The sequence below is a fragment of the Streptomyces griseicoloratus genome (assembly GCF_014534645.1).
Taxonomy (GTDB): Bacteria; Actinomycetota; Actinomycetes; order Streptomycetales; family Streptomycetaceae; genus Streptomyces; species Streptomyces griseicoloratus.
Window position 1 is genome coordinate 1 of sequence record NZ_JACVQF010000025.1, and the last position, 16904, is coordinate 16904.

The window sequence follows — 16904 nt, forward strand, 5'->3', positions numbered from 1 at the left end:
TCAATTGGCAGAGCAGCCGGCTGTTAACCGGCAGGTTACTGGTTCGAGTCCAGTCGGGGGAGCATGCTGAACGAGGACCCCGCCGGGGTCCTTTTTCATGTCCGGCCCCATGTCCCGGGAACCACGCGGCGCGTGGCGGAGTCCTCAAGGTCATGAAGGGCCGCGGGAAGCCGACCCATCCGAGGCAGGAGATCGTATGAGCGGCTATGCTGCGGCAGACGGCGCGCACACTTGTACGCGACACGCCGCTATGGGGCGGTAGCTCAGCCGGTTAGAGCAGCGGACTCATAATCCGTCGGCCGTGGGTTCGAGTCCCACCCGCCCCACCACCGCTCTTCTGTCAAGAAGAGTTCTGGTCCTCGGCACAGCCCGGAGCGCCCGGAGGGCAGAAGTGCTGCCGGGCCGTGCGGGCGATGACCCGGTCCTCGGTCAGGTCGGCGTCCACGTCGAAGGCCGCCACGCCGTACAGGCTGCCGTCGGAGGCCCGGAAATGGATCTCCACGGCGTACCAGGTCTCACCGTCCGACCGGAAGCTGTACTCCACGCCGTAGGCGGGGCCGTTCTCCCCGTCGAGGGGGTGCGAGGGGGCGAGTTCCTCGAAGCCCTCCCAATAGCGGACCTCTTCGAGCGACTGCTCCGGGTCGGACCCGGACAGCTCGGAGAAGCGGACGAAGGCCCTGCTGCCGGGGGCGGGGTCGTCGTAGTCGACCACGAACGGGTCGGTCGGCTCCTTGTCCGTGTCCCGTGTCCATCCCCGGGGGACGGCGGCACCGAAGCCCTCTTCCTGCTCGTGGACGAGCTCGTAGCCGTCGGGCAGGGCAGGCGAGGCCGGCGGGGTGGAGGGGCCCCCGGAGCCGGGGCCGGTGCTTTCGGGAGCGGTGGGCCCGCCGGTGCGGGTCGCCGCCGGCCGGGAGTCGGCCCGGTCACCGTCGTCGTCACCGGTGAGCCGGACGAGCGCCACGCCGGACGCGACGACGACCGCGGCGGCCGCGGCCAGCACCGTCCACAGGACGCGGCGGCCGGACCCGCCGGGCCCCGCGGACCTCGTGGACCCGGGGGGCGGCGGCGAGGGCGGCCCGGGGGTGTCGTGGTCCTCCCAGCTCTGGGTGTCCTCGTTCCAGTAGGGCGGGCTGCCGGTCATCGGTCCCTTCCGTCACGTTCCGAGCAGGCCGGCGAGGGTCGCCGCCGAGGCCAGTACGGCCGTCAGCGACTCCGCGTCGGTGAGCAGCTCACGCAGGCGTTGCAGGCGGCTTCGGCCCGGGTTTCCGGTGCGGGTGATCTCGTCCTCCGCGTCGGCCAGGGCCGCGTCCAGGTCCGCGGTCTGCGGGGTCGCCCGCGTCCTGCCCAGGTCGGCCCGCAGCTCCCGGATGGCGTCGAGAAGCCGCTCGATGTCCTCCTCCCGCGGTGCGGTGGTGCCGTGGTGGCTCTCGGCGTGTGCGTGGTCGCCGATGGCGAACGTGCTGCCGGACACGTCGCCGATGGTGACGTCGAGCCGGGACTCGTCACTGGCCATGGATGCTGGCTCCCCTCTGCGGCGGTGTCCGCACATTGGTCGTGCCGCTGGTCGTCGTGGCTCGGGCATGGTCGCCGATGGCGAACGTGCTGTTCTCGGCGGAATCGATGTTGACCCCGCCGTTGCTGATGTAGATGACCTTCTGGACGAACTCGCCCGTCTGGTAGCCGGCCTCCGCGATCGCCGCCTTCACGCCGTAGGCGACGCGGTCCTGCACGGTCCTCAGATAGCGGTCGACGTCCATGGACTGGAACCGGGAACCGCCCGGTTCCGCGGCGAGCTCGCGCACCGACAGGGCCGGGCCGTCGGGCAGCGCGCCGGCGAACTCTCCGGTGAGCCCGCGCCAGCCGGTCACGACACGACGGCCGGCCGCGATCAGGGCCTGTCCGGGGCCCTGGGGCACGTGGGTGAGGATGTAGACCGCCTTGCCGAAGACGTTGTGGTTGGCGAAGCGGTAGGCCGCGTGCTCGGCGTCCTTGAAGTCCGCGCGCACCGGGAAGAGCACGTGCGGGGCGAGCTCCAGCATGAGCATCCGGCCCTGTGTGTGGACGCGCACGAACACCGTGACGACCAGTTCCTCCTCCCAGCCGCCCACCGTGATCCGCAGGAAGTGCCGGCGCTTCTCGCCGCCCTCCTCGACGGCACGCGCCCGGTGCTGCTCGAACGCGTGCCGGTCGTACGGCGCGTCCTCACGGCGCCGCAGTCCCTCCACGGGGAGGAACACGCACTCGTCGATCCGCAGGTGACGCAGCCGGTCCCGTACGGCATGGCCCGCCTGTTCGGCGGACTCGGCGACATCGCGCAGCTGCTCCAGGAGCGGACGCACCGCGGCGAGGACCGTGCCGTTGCCGATCGGCTGCCGCCGCTTCGCCGGGTCCGGCCGCAGCTCGACCGCGAGGACCCAGGTGTCGTGGGCGGTCCCGGCGCCGCAGAACGGGCGCCCTTCGTGGTACATGATCAGCGGTGAGTGCTGCTCCAGCCGGATACGGTCCTTGAGCCGCTGGAAACGGGGCCCGCCCCTCCGCTCGGCCGGGTCGCCGGCCGCGTCCGCGAAGCGCCGCGGTGACAGGTCGCCGCGCAGCACGCGGGTGAAGTGCACCTGCTGCCCGGCCACGCACGCCCCGACCGCCAGCAGTGTGACCAGCGCCAGCCACGCCTGCCACCGGCCGACCTCGACGTCCGGCACCAGAAAACCGAAGGTGACCGTGCGCAGGGGCGACAGCGGGTCACCCCGGCCGTCCTTCCCGACGGCCACGACCAGGCTGGTGACCAGCAGATAGGCGAGGAGGAGCCGGCCGAGCCAGCGGAGCCAGAAGGCGGGCAGCCGGCGACGGGTGGGCGGATCGTCGGCCGTCCCCCGGACCCGCTGCCCGAACGTCAGCAGCAGCCCGGGGATCACCAGGAGCAGGAGCCATCCCCTGGTGGCCGCCGCCCCGATCGCCAGCAGCCCCAGGATGCCCGCGGACCAGGCGAGTTCGATCCGCCGGGCCCGCAAGGCATGGGCGAGGACCCGGGCGGCGTCGAAACCGAGCGAGGGCGCCACGACCCGCTGTTCCCTCAGGTACAGCTCGTCGATGACCCGGTCCCGGTACTCCCTGTCCAGATACACCCCCGTACAGAGCAGGCGGCTCGCCTCACTCGCGTGCGGGGCGACGACCGTACTCATGGCACTCCTCGGCGCTCATGTGCCTCAACTCGGGGATGTGGGCGAACTGTTGAGGGCACATCAGTCTAGAGCGGAAGGGGTGCCCGGCTTGAGTTTCCGCCTCGCGTGTCACGCGAACGGGCCGACGGCAGTACGGACTGTGCCGCCGGGGGGCCGGGGCCGCACGGTGGCGTACCCGACCGTGCGGCCCCGGGTGTGTGACCGCTCAGGCCCCGATGCCGGGGCCCTGGGGCCGGTCCTCCGTGTCGCGCTCGTCGTCGCGCTCGCCCTCCGCCTGGGACGGGGTCGTGTGCGGCGGCATTTGGCGTACGGGGGTGTTCGGCTCGTCGTCGCGTTCGCCCTCGGCCTGGGAGGGGGTGGTCTCGCTCATCGTGGTGCCTCCGTCGGTCGGCGCTTCCCGTTCCCGGGTACCCCGCCCCGGGCCGGTGGCATCACCCGCGCCGCCGGCGTCACCCGGTTCGGCGGCCGAGCCGGGCCAGGGCCCTGGCCAGGGCCGTGCGCACCTGGGCCGGCGGGACCCGGCCGGTCCCGGCGCCCTCGGTGACCGCCGCGGCGACGGTGCGCAGCTTGGTGTTGGACAGCTGGGAGGTCTCCCGCAGGATCTGCCACGCCTCGTCCGGCGTACAGCCGTGCAGGGCCATGAGGACGCCCCGTGCCTGGTCGATCACCGGCCGTGACGCGATGGCCTGCCGCAGCTGCGCCACCTCCTCCTGGAGGACGTGCAGCCGTTCCGAGCGCTCCGCCGCCACCGCGGAGCGGGCAGGCCCCGGTTCGGGGGCCGGCCGCCGGGCCGTCGAGCACAGGGGGTCGGTGGTGTCCAGGCCGGCCAGCTCCAGGATCCGCAGCGGCTGGCCCTTCCAGTTCGTGGCCGTCACCGGCACCGCGTGCCGGTGGCCGTAGCCGCCCAGGAGGTCCAGGAACTGCAGTCCGGCCGTGTCCATGAACACCACGCCGCTCATGTCCAGATCGACCCGGCCGATGCCGGCCGGCAGCGCGGCCAGCGTCCCGGCCAGGGCGTCCACGCATCCGTGGACGAGCTCCCCCCGCGGGGCGAGCAGTGCCTGCTCGGCGTCCACACGGTCCTCGATGACCAGCGTGGTGGGCCGTTCCGCCAGACGTGATGGTGCCGCTGAGCTCATGTCACCGCCTTGTCGGTCCTCGTCGGGCCGGGCCGGGGGCCGTGCGCCCGGCCCGGCGGTGGTCCGGTGGTGATGGAAGTGGGTACTGGGGGTTCGTACTGGTGCTGTGGGCTGGTGCTGGGAGTTCGCCTGCCCGACGGGCGGCGGAGTACACACCGGTGGGGGAATGGCCGGCCCGCGGGCGGGTAGAGGCCTCTCGTCCGAAGGCATGGGGAGACGAGCGTGGGCACTCAGCACGAGACGCGGTCCGGGGCCACCCGTGCGCCGGGGCTGACCGTCTCACCGCTGGCCGGGCGCAGGGGCGTACGGGCCGCGGGCGAGGTGGGGCTGTCGACGCACGGGACCTGGCGGCGCGCGCTGGAGCAGGCGGTGCGGGAGGGACCGGACAGCGAGGGAGAGGACGTGTACCACCTGGAGCTGTCCGCCGTGACGTTCGTCGACGTCGCCGGCGCCGGCGTGCTCGTGGCCGCCGCCGAGCGGCTGCCGGACGGCCGGCGGCTCGTGCTGCACCGGCCGCCCCCCGCGCTGCGGCGGGTGCTGGAGATGTTCTGGCCCGACGTGCCGGCGATCGAGGTGTCGATGTCATGAGTGCCGTGGCCGAACCACCCTCCGGACACCGGGCACCGGCGGCCCCCCGCCAGGACGCCGGGCCCTTCGACCACCCCGCCCTGTTCTACGGGGACGAGCGGGAGTACCTCGACGGCACGGTCCCCTTCGTACGGGAGGCGCTGGCGGCCGGCGAACCCGTGGCCGTGGCCGTGCCCGGCGAGCGGCTCACCCTGATCCGGGACGCGCTGGGCGCCGACGCCGACGGCGTGCGGCTGCTGGACATGCGGGAGGCGGGCCGCAACCCCGGCCGGATCATTCCCGGGGTGCTGCGCGCCTTCGCCGACGCCCACCCGGCCGGCCGGCGGGTGCGGATCATCGGCGAGCCGATCTGGGCCGGCCGCACCGGCACCGAGTACCCGGCCTGCGCCCAGCACGAGGCGCTGATCAACGCCGCCTTCCGGGGCCGGACGGTCACCATCCTGTGCCCGTACGACGCCCGCCGCCTCGACGAGCGCGTCCTCGCCGACGCCCGCGCCACCCACCCCACCGTCATCCCCTCCGGCTCCCGGCGCGCACAGGGCAGCGCCGCCTACGACCCGGACGGCGTCGTCGCCCGGTACAACGAGCCGCTGCCGCCGGTGCCGGACGCGCCGGTGTTCCCCTTCGACGCCGGCTCGCTGCCCCAGGCCCGGCACCTGGCCGCCGACGCGGGCGCGGCGCTCGGGCTGACCGGCGTCCGGCTGGAGGACCTGGCGCTCGTGACGGCGGAACTGACCACCAACAGCGTGGTGCACGGCGCCGGTTCCGGCGTGCTGCGGGTCTGGTCCGAGGACGGCTTCGTGGTGTGCGAGGTGCGCGACGGCGGGCGGCTCACGGACCCGCTGGCCGGACGCCGCCCCGCCTCCCGCGACCAGCGCGGCGGCCGCGGGCTGCTGCTGGTCAACCTCGTCTCGGACCTGGTCCGGATGCACACCGGCCGGGACGGGACGACCGTACGGTGCTGGTTCGCGCTGTGACGGACCCTCGTCCGCGCTTCCGGCCGGTCACAGCGGCGCCTCCCAGGTGACCGTCGTCCCCGCGCCGCCGCCGGCGGGCCCGTCGTCGTGCACGGTCAGCCGCACCCCGTCCCGGCCGTCCGCGAGCCTCACGGTCGCGTCGACGGTCACCTCCACCCGGCCGGCAGCGGCCGCCAGGGCCCTGCGCAGGGCGGCGAGCAGACGGTCCCCGACCCGGTCCGGTACGAGGCTGTCGACGGCGCCCGTGAAGTGCGTCGACGGAGTGTGGCCGAGCCGCGCGGCGGCGCACGCCGTCTCGCGCAGCACCCGGGCGCGCAGCCCGGTCGGCGGACCGGCCGGGTGCTGCTGCAGCGCGAAGATCGCCGTACGGACCTCCTGGACCGTGGACCGCAGCTCCTCCACCGCCCGGCCGAGGATGTCACCGACCTCCTCCGCACCGGGGCGGCGCCGTGTGGACTCCAGTGTCATGCCGGTGGCGAACAGCCGCTGCACCACCAGGTCGTGCAGGTCACGGGCGATGCGGTCGCGGTCCTCGTGGACCGCGAGGCGTTCCCGGCGGTGCGCCGCGTCGGCGAGGACCAGGGCGAGCGCGGCCTGGGAGGCGAACTGGCCGGCGAGGAGCCGCTCCACGGCCGTGTAGGGCCGGCCCCCGCGGCGGCGGGGCAGCGCGAGGGTGCCGATCAGCCGGCCGCCGGAGCGGAGGGGCAGCATCATGCTCGGCCCGAACCGGTGCCGGACGTGGGTCGTCATCCGCGGATCGGTCGCGGAGTCCGCGATGAACACCGGTTCACCGCCGAGGAGCTGCTCCAGCACGGCACTGCCCGGGGCGATCGTGGTGCCGACGATGCCCCCCGGGTCGTCGAGCGTGGAGGCGGTCACGATCTCCATGCCGCCCTCGTCGGTGGGCTGCAGGATCACGCCCGCGGCGGCGTCGGCGAGGATCCGGGCCCGCTCGGCGACGGTCATCAGCGCGTCGTCGGCGCTCTCCCCGGTCAGCAGCGCGGTGGTGACGGCCGCCGCGCCCTCGATCCAGCGCTCGCGCTGCCGGGCCGCCTCGTACAGCCGGGCGTTGCCGATCGCGATGCCGGCGTGGGCGGCCAGGACCCGCAGCAGGTGCTCGTCCTCGGCCGTGAACGGGCCGCCGCCGGGCCGCCCGGCCAGCAGCAGCTCGCCGAACTCCTCGTCGTGCACGTGGATCGGAACCCGCAGCCGGTGGGCCGCCTCCGCTGCGGTGCCCGGCCGGCGGACGGCACGGATCTCGGTGAAGCCGTCCCGTCCGGGGTCGGTCGCGGCCAGGGTCGCCGAGGCGGCGCCGGTCAGCTCCGCGGCACCGTCCACGATGCGCTGCAGGGTGCCGGGCAGACCGAGGTCGGTGCCGACGCCGAGGACGGCCTCCAGCAGCCGGGTCAGCCGGGTGGCGGACGGGCCGGTCATGCGGTCCGGCCTCCTCGGCGGCTCAGTCGGCCAGGGGGTCCAGCACCAGCGGCGCCACCTGGCCCTCCAGCATGATGCCGAGCCCCTGGACGGCGCACACGTCGGGCCGCTCGGCGATGTGCACCGGCATGCCGGTCGCCTGACGCAGCATCTGGTCGAACCCGGGCAGCAGCGCGCTTCCGCCGACCATCATGATCCCGCGGTCGGCGAGATCGGCGACCAGGTCCGGCGGGCACTCCCGCAGCACCTTGCCGATGCCGTCGAGCACGGCGGTCAGCGGCGTCTGGATGGCGTTGCGCACGGCGGCGGTGTCGACCTTCACGCTGCGGGGCAGACCGGTGGCCACGTCCCGGCCGTGGATCTCGGTCGAGGACGGCCCCTGCGGGGTGAGCCCGTTGCCGGACAGGGCGACCTGCAGCGGCCGTACCGACTGGCTGGGCAGCACCAGCTCGTGCTGGTGACGCAGGTGCTGCACGATCGCGTGGTCGACGGCCTCACCGCCGACCGGGATGCGCTCGGCGTTCACGATCGAGCCGAGGGACAGCACGGCGACCTGCGTGGCGTGCGCCCCGCACACCATGATCATCGTTGCCTCGGGCTGCTCCACGGGCAGACCGCAGCCGATGGCCGCGGCGATGAGCGTGTCGACGAGTTCGACACGGCGCGCGCCGAGCCCGACCAGCGTCTCGATCGCCGCCCGCTGGGCCAGCGGGTCCGCGTCGTGCGGCGTGCAGGCGGCCGCCCGCAGCCGGGGCTTGCGGCGCAGGTTGCGGCGGATCCGGTCGCCGAGCAGGTGCCGCAGCATCCGCTGCGCCATCTCGATGTCGACGACGGTGCCGCCGGAGACGGGCCGCACGACACGGATGTAGCCGGGGGTGCGGCCGGTCATCCTCTCCGCGAACTCGCCGACCGCGATGAGCGCGCCGGTGTGGGTGTTGACCGCGGCCGCGGACGGCTCGTCGACGACGATCCCGGCACCCTTCACGTACACGCGTGTCCTCGCCGCCCCCAGGTCCACGGCGAAGTGGCAGCGGCGCAGCTGCTCCAGACTGGCGGTCATGGCAGATCCTCCCGAGAGCGCGTACCGTGCGGGGCCGCCGGGGTGGCCGGCCTCTCAGGCATCGTGCGCGGGGGGCGGGGGCGGGCGCCTGTTGGAGGGGGCCGGGCGGGGGGCCGCTGAACGGGTTCGCCCCGCCGGCCCCTACAGGGCGCGGGTGGCTTCGAGGAGGGGTTCGAGGGAGGGAACGGTCACCCTGCAGCCGGCCTCGCGCAGCCGGCGGTCGGCGGCGGCGGAGCCGGCGAGGCCGACGAAGCCCACGCCGACCTGCCGGGCCGCGGCGAACTCCGCGACCGAGGAGCCGATGAGGACACCCGCCGGGGCCGGGACGCCGGGGGAGTACAGGGCCCGCAGCAGGCAGTCGGGGTCGGGCATCAGCAGCCGGGGGTCGTCGTCGCGGCCGTGGACGTCCCGTACGGGCACCGTGCCGCGGCCCAGGAAGCGGTGCACGGCCGTTTCGGAGAAGTCCGTGACCACCGCCGTCCGGCGTCCGCTCGCGTGCAGGGCCCGGACGAAGGCGGCGGCGTGCGGGGTGGGACTGGCCTCGGCGACCGCCCGCAGCTCCAGCCGGTCGAGGCGCCGCGCGAGCGGGCGCCCGACGCTCCGGCCGGCGAACGCACGCAGGACGTCCAGGGGGTGCACCAGCTCCTCGGAGGCGGTGAACGAGCCGTCGCCGGTAAGGAGCGGGCGGCCCGCCAGGGCGTCCTCGGGGTCGCGGTGCTCGGCCACCAGGGAGAGCAGGTCGAGGGCGGCCTCCCGCGCGGTTCTCGCCGAGTACGGCCGGGTCACCGGGCCCTCGAACCCGAGCAGGACGGTGCCGGCGTCCCGCAGCAGGCCGCGCAGCGTGCCGGCCAAGGACGGCACCGGCCGGGCGAGCTGTTCCCGTCCCGGGGCCAGCCGCACCGAGCACGCCACCGACAGCCCCGGCACCGGCCATCCGCGCAGCCCCTCCCTGACGGCCTGCTGGGCGGCGTCCGCGCGGTGCACGGGGTGGCGGCCGGTGAGGCGGGGCGCCTCGGCGAGCACATGGCCGAGCAGGCGGTCGTCGACCCGGGTGACGCCGGCGGCGACGAAGGCGACGGGGTCGTCGACGTACCAGGACAGTTCGACCGAGGCGGCGAACACCCCGCCCCGCGAACCGGGCAGGGACACTTCGTGGACCGCCCGTCGGGTGGTCAGGTCGACCTCGTAGTACGTCGTCGGCCGGCCGGCGCGCAGACGGTCCCCGTCCCCGGGGCGCAGTACGGCCGGCGGGCCGTCCGGCGGCGCCAGGACGACGGCCGTGCGGCCCGGTTCCGGGTCGGGGAGCCGGACCGGGTCCGCGACCGTGAAGGGGCCGCGGACCAGGTCGCGTTCGGCGGCCCGGGGCGGCCGCGCGGCCAGGACGAGCGGGCAGTACCAGGCCAGGGGCGGGGCGTCCGGAGCACCGGGCCGCAGCGGCCGGAAGCGGGCGGCCTCGTGCGCCGACGGGCCGTCGGCGAACTCCTCGTACAGCGCGGGGGAGGCCACGACCAGCAGGTCCCCCTCGGCCCCCTTAAGGGCGGCCCGCACGTCCGCCGGTTCGGCGGGCCGGTCCGCGTCGGCGAACCGGGCGGTGTGCCAGAACGTGACGCGCATCCTGGGCGCACGCTCCAGCCCGGCCAGCGCCTCCGGCAGCGCGTGCAGGACGTCGGCCAGCACGGGCCGCACGTCGGCGTCCGGTTCGGTGAGGACGGTGTAGCCGCCCGCCCGGGCCAGCACCTCGTACTGGTGCGTGGCGAGCTCACCCTGCGCCAGCAGCCGGGTCACCGCCAGGCCGAGGACGCGGCGCGCCTGCTCGTCCAGGCCGGAGACCGCCTCGAACACGATCGTCGGCCGGGGCCGTTCCGGCGCCGAGCGCAGCTCGCGGTACAGCTCCTGGAGTGCGGGGTCGACGGGCTCGCCGTGCTGCCGCTGCCGGTACTCGGCGTAGGACTCGTACGACTCGACGGCCTCCGCGACCCGGCCCGTGCCCCGCAGCGCCAGGATGTGCAGCCGGCGCAGGTCCTCGCGGTGCGGGTGGTCCCGCAGCAGGGCGCCGAGGTCCGCCGCGGCCCGCTCGTGGTCGCCGAGTTCCAGGTCGAGCTCGGCCCGGGTGGCGCACAGGGTCAGGCGCAGGGCGCGCAGCCGGGCGCGGGCCGCCTGCGCGGCGGGGCCCGGGACCCGCTCCAGGGGATCGCCGTACCAGAGGTCCAGCGCCTTCTGGATCGCCCGGCGCCGCTCGCGGGGCCCGGGTCCGGGCGTGCGGCGGGCGAGCAGTTCCTCGCAGTGGCGTACGTCGATGTAGTCGTCCGGGGCGTGCAGGGCGTAGCCGTCGGGCAGGGCGGCGAGGGCGCCGGGGCCGAGGCACGCCCCCAGTTCGCCGGCGAGCGCGCGGACCCGGTCGGCCGGGGAGCCGGGGGGCGGGGTGTCCCACAGGCCCTCGGTCAGCTCGGCCAGCGGCACCCGCCGCCCGTGCCGGAGCAGGAGCATGCACAGCAGGGCCTCCGCCTCGTGCGGCACCGGCAGCACCGACCCGTCGTAGCGGCGCACCGCAGGCCGGCCGAGCAGTTCGAACCGCATGCGGCGGGGCCAGGAGACACGGGCCAGCTCCGCCACCGCCGACCGCGAGACCTGCGACGCCGGACTGTGCTCTATCTCCCTGACCAGCTCCTGGTACCTGGCCGGGGCGGTCACGTGCCGGGCCAGACGCTGCACCAGGCGGCCGAGTTCGGTGAAGTCCTGCGCGGGGTCCTTGCCCTCGGCCTCCCGGCCGAGCGCGAACCGGCTGATCACCACCGTGCCGTCCGGGCGCAGCAGCAGCCCGTCGGCGTCCGGCCGGCCCCGCACCAGTCCGTGTGCGTGCAGGGCCTGGAGGCCCGCCGTGGTCTGGGCCGCCAGACGCGCGAACACCCCGAAGGACACACCGGGGCCGCTGCCGTCCTCCAGCTCCCGGACCGTGACCCCGTCCAGGAACTCCGCCACCAGGTAGGGCCGGTCGCCCTCCAGACCGTGGTCCAGCACGCGCACCACATGGGGATCGTCGACCTCGAGGAGCGCCCGCGCCTCCCGCAGGAACCGCTCCGGCGACATCTGTGCCGGATACAGATGGACGACCACCGGCCGGCCGGTGCGCTCGTCCACGGCCTCCCACACCCGGCGGCCCGTCTCGCGCTGCCCCACCAGCCGGTACCGGCCGCCGACCAGCCGCCCCCCGGCCCGGTCCCCGCCGAGCCGTCGCACCGTCTCCTCGCTGACCGTCGCGAACGCCGTGCCCCGCGCGCCCGCACCGTTGCGCACCTGGGCGCGGAACTCGCCCGCGGCGAACCCGGCGCGCTCGTCGATCAGCCCGCCGATCCGGGCCAGCAGTTCGCGGGTCCGCCCCCGGGCGGTGCGCGGCAGGGACCGCAGCAGCAGCTCGCGCACGCCGGGCCGGAAGGCGTACGAGCCGGGCGGGCCGGGGACCGCCGTCAGCAGTCCGCTGAGGACGATCTCGGCCAGGTGCTGGGGCCGCGGGCTGCGTTCGAGGGCGCGCTGCGCGAGACGCATCACGGGCAGGGACGGCACGGCCAGCGACAGATGGCCGGCCAGCCGGAACGCCTCCGGCGACGCCGTCGCGCGAAAGCGCAGCACCAGGTCCTCGGCGGACAGCTCGGCGACGTCCGGGGCCGGTCCGGTGGGCGGCAGCGGCGCGGGCGGCAGCCAGGCCACCGCGCCCGGGACCCGCCCGGCGCCCGGATCGGCGACCAGCGCGGCCCAGTTGGCGAGCCAGGCCGGGCCCGGCTCCAGCACGGGCACGGGGACCGCGGACGGCGGCCGCACCGGGGCGTCCGGGGCGTACGGGGTGAAGACGAGCGCGGCCGAGGGCGCGGCGGCGGCCGGGGGAGTGAGCAGACCGGCCTCCGCGGGCAGGGCGGTGCCGGCCCACAGGTGCTCGGGCAGCGGCTGGACGACGGCCAGCGGCATGCGCTCGGCCCAGCGCCGCAGGGTGCGGTACCAGCGGTCGCCCGCCGGGCCCGGCCGCCACTGGGGGCCCATGCAGTCGGTGACGATCAGCGTGACGGTACGGCCGTCGGCGACGGCGGGGACACCGCGGGCGCGGCCGTCGGGGCCGGCCGGATGCGCGGTGACCGTGCGGAAGATGCCGGACTGGGACAGGACGGTGTGCAGTTCGCGGACCAAGGGCCGCCACACGGGCATCGTGGGGCCCGCGTCGTGGACCAGGTTCAGGCGCAGCCAGCGGTCGGGGGCGGGGCGCAGCACCGGCAGCCAGACGTCGGGGTGCGCGCCGAGCCGGGCGATGCGGTCGGCGGTGGCCCGCTCGTCCAGGACGCGGGCGCGGGCCGCGGGCACCTTCCGCTGCAAGGGGCGCAGCGCCCGCTGCAGGGCGAGCGTGTGGTGCAGCATCGGGGGCGCGGGCGCGAGCAGCGCCGTGCCGTCGGCGAGCGTCCCGGGCCGGGAGGGATCCGGCAGGTGCAGCGGGACCCGGCCGTCGGGGCGGGCCGGGCGCGGCGGGTCGGGGCGCGGCCGCCGCGGCGGCGGAGCCGACGGCGCGCCGGTGGCGGCGTCCGGTGCCGGGGGCCGTTCGCCCGCGGCTGCGGGGAGGCCCTTGCGGCCCTCCGGCTCGGGAGCCGGTGCTGCCGCCCCGGCCGGTGCCGGTAACCGGGCGGCCAGCCACAGCAGTTCCGCCAGTTCGCGCGGCGTCGGGTCGGCGGACGCGCCCGGCCCCGCGGCGGCGGCCAGCACGGCCCGCAGCCGGCCGACGGCGTCCGCGGACGCGTCGGCGCGGTCCCGCGCCGCGGCGGCGGGTGCCGGCTCGTCGCCGGCCGGGTCAGAGGCCATCGCCGTCCGCCGCCGCGCTCAGATACGGCATCAGCTGCTCGGCCAGGGCGTCACGGGAGTCGGCGTCCAGACCGGCGACGCCGGTGAGGTAGATGGCGTTCAGCAGCTGGTCGGTGGCGAGTTCACCGCTGGTCGCCCGGTCCATGAAGGCGTCGATCAGCGAGGTGGCCCCGGTGCCCGGTTCGCCCAGGTGGGCGCGGACGATCTCGGTGAGCTGCGCCCGGTCGGGCCGCCGCAGCCGCAGCCGGACGCAGCGGCGCAGGAAGGCGGGCGGGAACTCGCGCTCCCCGTTGCTGGTCAGGACGACGAACGGGAAGGCGCGGCAGCGCACCCGGCCCCGTCGGACGGTGACGGGCGTGTCACCGCCGTCCGCCAGCACGGAGGCCGTGCCGTCGGCCGAGTGCCGGGCCGCCTGGACCAGTTCGGGGATCTCGTACTGGCCCTCCTCCAGGATGTTCAGCAGGTCGTTGGGCAGGTCCAGGTCGCTCTTGTCGATCTCGTCGACCAGCAGGACGCGGGGCCGCGCGTACGGGAGCAGGGCCGTGCCGAGCGGGCCGAGCCGCAGGTGGTCCGCGACGCCCCCGCCGGGGCCGGGCGGCTCGTCCCCGGGGCCCGGCCGGCGGCCCTCGTGCCGCGCGGCCTGCCGGGCCGCGTAGAGCCGGGACAGCGGGTCGTACTGGTAGAGGCCGTCGGCGAGGGTGCTGCGGCTGGTGATGTTCCAGCGCAGCACGGGTCCCAGCCGCAGCTCGCGCGCCACCGCGTACGCCAGCGAGGACTTGCCCGTACCGGGGGGCCCGGTGACCAGCAGCGGGCGGCGCAGGTACAGCGCGGCGTTGACGAGCTGCACGCTCTCCGGGGTGGCGACGTACGTCTGCGCCCGGTGCACGCGGTCCGGCGAGACGGCCGCCTCGTCGTCGGTGTCACGGGGGGAGGGCAGCGGGGGCCCGCCGTCGAACGCCCGCCACGGCGGTGGGGCGGGCAGCCGGTCGATGCCGTCGTGCGGCTCGCTGTCGCCGGTGTAGACGGACCAGTGCGGCATCTGCGGTTTCTCCGGTCTCGTGAGGGCGGTGGTCAGGCCACGGGGCACTGGAGGTGGACGGCGTCGCCGTGCGGCTCGGTGAAGCAGCGCGGGTCGTCCCACAGCAACTGGATGTCGCTCGCCCAGTGGCCGTCCTCCAGGTGGGCCTCCTCCCGCAGGTCCAGCACCGCGCGCGGGAGCCGGGCGGGCGGCACCCGGCCCACGTGGGCGTCGAGCGCGTCGAGGAAGGCCGTGCCCGGGCAGTCGCGGGCGCCCGGTGCGGCCGGGTGGGCGTCGGCGCAGCCGGCGCGCGACCACATGATCACCGGGGCCGGCGCGGTGAGCGACACCTCGAAGTGCGGGCGGGCCCGGGCGGTGTGCGGGGCGGCGGCGAAACCGGCCAGGCAGGCCTCGGAGCGGCGCAGCGCGTGCCGCAGTTTCCGGGGGTCCTCCGGGCAGGCGCACTCCACGCGGTGCAGCCGGGTGCCGGGGCGGGCGTCGAGCCGGTTCCAGGCGCGGGTCAGGACGTGCCGGGTGCCGGGCTTGCGGCGGGCGTGGTCGGTGACGACGACCGGGTAGACGCAGCCGAGCGGGGTGTCGTCGTCGGGGGCCTTCGGCCAGCGGTCGACGGGCCAGTCGAGCCAGTCGCGGGGCAGGGCGAAGGCGATCAACTCCTGGGTGCCCGGGGTGAGGTGACGGAACGCCGCTTCGATCCGGTCCTGCACATGGGTGCGCAGCCGCGCCTGAGGGACCGTGTCCGAACCGACCGGATGCCGCCGTCCGCCGCTGTACGCCGAGACCTCCACGCGGATCAGGCCCTGGCCGGCGCCGCTGGGCGCCAGTTCGACGAGGATCGGCGACCAGTCCGGCGTGTCGGTCTCGTCGGTGACGCCGAGCAGGGACTCCAGGTGGTCGGCGAACCGGGCCACGGTGGCGGTGGCGCGGGCGTCGAGTTCACAGAGCACGAACAGCGCCGCCGACCGCAGCGAGTCGAAGCCGCCCGGCGGCGGCAGCGGGTCGAACGGGTCGGCCGCGGCGGTGTACAGCCGCACCGGATCGCATTCCAGGCCCGCCCGGACCGCCTTCTCGACCAGTTCGCGCAGCCGGGCGCGCTGGGCCGCCGCGTGCGGGGAGGCCGGTACGAGGCTCTCCAGGTCGGGCCAGTAGCGGGCCATGACCTGGACCGGCATCATCCGCCCGTTGCGCACCCCCTTGGCCCCGGCCGCCGCCGTGACCATGCCGACCACCTCGCCGGTGTCGGCCAGGGCGACCGCGGCGCCGCTGTAGCCGCGGGCGAGCGGCTGGCCGTCGGTCTGCCAGGCCTCCAGCTGGTTCCACTCGTTCTTGATGAGCTGCGGGCCCGTGGTGCGGTACTCGGCGAGCGCGCCCTCGTCGAAGCCGGCGGGGAAGCCGTACACGACCAGTCTGCGGGGCGGTTCGCCGTGCGCCGCGCCGGGGGGTGCCAGCGCGGCCGGCGCGATCCCGACCTCGTGCCGCAGTTCCAGCACCGCCAGGTCGCCGAGGTCGGTGGCCCCGCCGGACCAGCCGCCGTGGGCGACGATCCGCGCGGGCACGGCGGGCATGCCGGGACGCTCGGTGAACGTCACCGTCAGCGGGTGCCGGTCGCCGTCGCGCACGACGTGGGCGCAGGTGACCACCTTGTCGGGGGTGACCAGGAAGCCCGCTCCGGTGATCCGCCCCCCGCACTCGATCCGGGCGTGCCAGGCGGCGCTGTTCATGACCGGCCGACGGCTCCCGGGTCCGCCTGGGTGCCCGGGGCGGGGTGGACTTCTGGGCCGGGCTGGGGGCCGGGGGTGGTGTGGGTCTCCGGGGCGGCCTGGAGGTCGGGGGAGGTGGGGGATTCCGGGCCGGGTTGGGGGCCGGGGATCGGGTGGGGGTACGGGCGTGCCTGGGTCCTTGGGTTCTCCGTGTTTCCGGGGGTGTTGTGGGTTTCCGGGCCGGGGGCGTTGTAGGTCTCCGCGTCGGCCTGGGGGCCGCGGGTGGTGTGGGTCTCCGGGGCGGCCTGGAGGTCGGGGGAGGCGGGGGATTCCGGGCCGGGTTGAGGGCCGGGGGCCGGGTGGGTGTCCGCAACGGGGTGGAGGCCGGGGATCGGGTGGGTGTCCGGGATGGGGTGGGGGCGCGGGGTCGAATGGGGGCGTGGGTTCGGTTCGGCGCCGGGGTCCGGGTCCGGCTGGACTCCCGTTTGGGCCGGGATCGTCGGGCCGGTGGCGATGCCCGCCCGGTCCGCCCCCGGCGACCAGCTCAGCTTCACCACCAGGTGGCCCTCCGCCGACCCCTTGGCGATGACCGCCCCGGCCTCCGCGGTCAGCTTCACCCCGAACTCCAGCTCCACGGAGTCGGGTCTGAGCGAGCCGTCCCGGAAGACCCGCAGTGCCGAGTGGGCCGCCGCGCGCACCCCTTCCAGGGCGCCCTCGAAGGTCCGGGTGGTCCGGGCCGGTGCGTCGTCGCGTGAGACGAGACGGGAGCCGGACTCGTCCTCGACGGCCTCCACCACCACATGGGCGCCGTCCTCGGTCCTGAACTCCACCAAACCGTCCATGGTGCCGCTCGCTCCTGTGTGCCACCGTCTCTGTGCGGAGCCCCATTGTGACGGACGGTACTCGGCCGTGTCCCGTGTTCCGGCGCCGGGCCGCCGTGCCGCTGGCGGGAACC

General features: G+C 75.9%; 13 protein-coding genes and 1 tRNA gene. 3 read left to right on the plus strand and 11 right to left on the minus strand.

Annotated features, from left to right (window positions below; genetic code table 11):
• Positions 1 to 252: 252 nt before the first annotated feature.
• Positions 253 to 329 (plus strand) — tRNA-Ile (locus tag H0H10_RS00310).
• Positions 330 to 340: 11 nt separating this feature from the next.
• Here H0H10_RS00310 and H0H10_RS00315 read toward each other — a convergent pair.
• The 5 genes from H0H10_RS00315 to H0H10_RS00335 form a co-directional block, all read right to left on the minus strand.
• Complete coding sequence (locus H0H10_RS00315; protein WP_188178734.1) at positions 341 to 1141, minus strand: hypothetical protein; 801 nt, start codon at positions 1139 to 1141, stop codon at positions 341 to 343.
• 12 nt (positions 1142 to 1153) lie between these two features.
• Positions 1154 to 1513 carry a hypothetical protein gene (locus H0H10_RS00320; protein ID WP_188178735.1) on the minus strand — a complete coding sequence of 120 codons (360 nt, stop codon included), beginning with the start codon at positions 1511 to 1513 and terminating at the stop codon, positions 1154 to 1156.
• Positions 1503 to 3179: an AbeC-like domain-containing protein gene (locus tag H0H10_RS00325; protein ID WP_188178736.1), complete on the minus strand. Its 1677-nt coding sequence runs from the start codon at positions 3177 to 3179 to the stop codon at positions 1503 to 1505. The genes H0H10_RS00320 and H0H10_RS00325 overlap by 11 nt, the downstream gene beginning before the upstream one ends.
• A 205-nt stretch (positions 3180 to 3384) precedes the next feature.
• Positions 3385 to 3549, minus strand: coding sequence for a hypothetical protein (locus tag H0H10_RS00330; RefSeq protein WP_188178737.1), 165 nt, complete (start codon positions 3547 to 3549; stop codon positions 3385 to 3387).
• Between the two features lie 79 nt (positions 3550 to 3628).
• Entirely contained in the window at positions 3629 to 4318 is a 690-nt protein-coding gene (locus H0H10_RS00335; RefSeq protein ID WP_188178738.1) for an ANTAR domain-containing protein, read from the minus strand.
• Between the two features lie 222 nt (positions 4319 to 4540).
• On the opposite strand from H0H10_RS00335, the gene H0H10_RS00340 reads away from it, so the two are divergent.
• Together H0H10_RS00340 and H0H10_RS00345 are read left to right on the plus strand one after the other, a co-directional pair.
• A complete protein-coding gene (locus H0H10_RS00340; RefSeq protein WP_188178739.1) occupies positions 4541 to 4906 on the plus strand; it encodes an STAS domain-containing protein in 366 nt (121 codons plus the stop codon).
• Entirely contained in the window at positions 4903 to 5883 is a 981-nt protein-coding gene (locus H0H10_RS00345) for an anti-sigma factor RsbA family regulatory protein (protein ID WP_188178740.1), read from the plus strand. The genes H0H10_RS00340 and H0H10_RS00345 overlap by 4 nt, the downstream gene beginning before the upstream one ends.
• A 27-nt stretch (positions 5884 to 5910) precedes the next feature.
• On the opposite strand, the gene H0H10_RS00350 is transcribed toward H0H10_RS00345, so the two are convergent.
• The 6 genes from H0H10_RS00350 to H0H10_RS41035 all read right to left on the minus strand — a co-directional run bounded on the left by H0H10_RS00350 (position 5911) and on the right by H0H10_RS41035 (position 16791).
• Positions 5911 to 7317: a GAF domain-containing protein gene (locus H0H10_RS00350; RefSeq protein ID WP_188178741.1), complete on the minus strand. Its 1407-nt coding sequence runs from the start codon at positions 7315 to 7317 to the stop codon at positions 5911 to 5913.
• A gap of 22 nt (positions 7318 to 7339) precedes the next feature.
• Complete coding sequence (locus H0H10_RS00355; protein WP_188178742.1) at positions 7340 to 8377, minus strand: rod shape-determining protein; 1038 nt, start codon at positions 8375 to 8377, stop codon at positions 7340 to 7342.
• Between the two features lie 141 nt (positions 8378 to 8518).
• Positions 8519 to 13213 (minus strand): SAV_2336 N-terminal domain-related protein, encoded by a 4695-nt coding sequence (locus H0H10_RS00360; protein WP_188178743.1) that lies wholly within the window; start codon positions 13211 to 13213, stop codon positions 8519 to 8521.
• On the minus strand, positions 13203 to 14252 hold the full coding sequence (locus tag H0H10_RS00365; protein WP_188178744.1) for an AAA family ATPase: 1050 nt from the start codon (positions 14250 to 14252) through the stop codon (positions 13203 to 13205). Before H0H10_RS00365 ends, H0H10_RS00360 begins: the two co-directional genes overlap by 11 nt.
• Positions 14253 to 14284: 32 nt before the next feature.
• Positions 14285 to 15970 carry a VMAP-C domain-containing protein gene (locus H0H10_RS00370; protein ID WP_188178745.1) on the minus strand — a complete coding sequence of 562 codons (1686 nt, stop codon included), beginning with the start codon at positions 15968 to 15970 and terminating at the stop codon, positions 14285 to 14287.
• Positions 15967 to 16791 carry a CU044_2847 family protein gene (locus H0H10_RS41035; protein ID WP_373566777.1) on the minus strand — a complete coding sequence of 275 codons (825 nt, stop codon included), beginning with the start codon at positions 16789 to 16791 and terminating at the stop codon, positions 15967 to 15969. Before H0H10_RS41035 ends, H0H10_RS00370 begins: the two co-directional genes overlap by 4 nt.
• Between the last annotated feature and the right edge of the window lie 113 nt (positions 16792 to 16904).

Bases quoted from the DNA above. Each gene is read 5' to 3' on its own strand.
- H0H10_RS00315 (WP_188178734.1), bottom strand. From the start codon at position 1,141: ATGACCGGCAGCCCGCCCTACTGGAACGAGGACACCCAGAGCTGGGAG.
- H0H10_RS00320 (WP_188178735.1), bottom strand. From the start codon at position 1,513: ATGGCCAGTGACGAGTCCCGGCTCGACGTCACCATCGGCGACGTGTCC.
- H0H10_RS00325 (WP_188178736.1), bottom strand. From the start codon at position 3,179: ATGAGTACGGTCGTCGCCCCGCACGCGAGTGAGGCGAGCCGCCTGCTC.
- H0H10_RS00330 (WP_188178737.1), bottom strand. From the start codon at position 3,549: ATGAGCGAGACCACCCCCTCCCAGGCCGAGGGCGAACGCGACGACGAG.
- H0H10_RS00335 (WP_188178738.1), bottom strand. From the start codon at position 4,318: ATGAGCTCAGCGGCACCATCACGTCTGGCGGAACGGCCCACCACGCTG.
- H0H10_RS00345 (WP_188178740.1), top strand. From the start codon at position 4,903: ATGAGTGCCGTGGCCGAACCACCCTCCGGACACCGGGCACCGGCGGCC.
- H0H10_RS00350 (WP_188178741.1), bottom strand. From the start codon at position 7,317: ATGACCGGCCCGTCCGCCACCCGGCTGACCCGGCTGCTGGAGGCCGTC.
- H0H10_RS00355 (WP_188178742.1), bottom strand. From the start codon at position 8,377: ATGACCGCCAGTCTGGAGCAGCTGCGCCGCTGCCACTTCGCCGTGGAC.
- H0H10_RS00360 (WP_188178743.1), bottom strand. From the start codon at position 13,213: ATGGCCTCTGACCCGGCCGGCGACGAGCCGGCACCCGCCGCCGCGGCG.
- H0H10_RS00365 (WP_188178744.1), bottom strand. From the start codon at position 14,252: ATGCCGCACTGGTCCGTCTACACCGGCGACAGCGAGCCGCACGACGGC.
- H0H10_RS00370 (WP_188178745.1), bottom strand. From the start codon at position 15,970: ATGAACAGCGCCGCCTGGCACGCCCGGATCGAGTGCGGGGGGCGGATC.
- H0H10_RS41035 (WP_373566777.1), bottom strand. From the start codon at position 16,791: ATGGACGGTTTGGTGGAGTTCAGGACCGAGGACGGCGCCCATGTGGTG.